The 454-nt window shown below is 45.6% G+C and carries 1 rRNA gene; it reads left to right on the plus strand.

From position 1 onward, the window contains the following. Nucleotides 1-454 (plus strand): 23S ribosomal RNA (locus tag J1N10_RS21085); the annotation flags it as partial.

The raw sequence follows: 454 nt of genomic DNA on the forward strand, positions 1-454 counted from the left end.
TTGCAAATAAGTATTGATCCGCAGATTTCCGAATGGGACAACCCACTATGTTGAAGACATAGTATCCATTTATGGAGGCAAACCCGGGGAACTGAAACATCTAAGTACCCGGAGGAAGAGAAAACAAGAGTGATTTCCTAAGTAGTGGCGAGCGAACGGGAACAAGCCCAAACCAATGTTGTTTAGGCAACGTTGGGGTTGTAGGACTTGCGTAATCAAATAAAAAAGAAGTGGAATGCTTTGGAAAGAGTAACCAGAGACGGTGATAGTCCGGTACACGTAATTTTTTATGCGAGGCGAGTATCCTGAGTAGCGCGGGACACGTGAAATCCTGTGTGAATCCGGCAGGACCATCTGCCAAGGCTAAATACTCCTGAGAGACCGATAGAGAACCAGTACCGTGAGGGAAAGGTGAAAAGCACTTCGAACAGAAGAGTGAAAAAGTACCTGAAAC

This window comes from Carboxylicivirga litoralis (genome assembly GCF_025499605.1).
GTDB classification, from domain to species: Bacteria; Bacteroidota; Bacteroidia; order Bacteroidales; family Marinilabiliaceae; genus Carboxylicivirga; species Carboxylicivirga litoralis.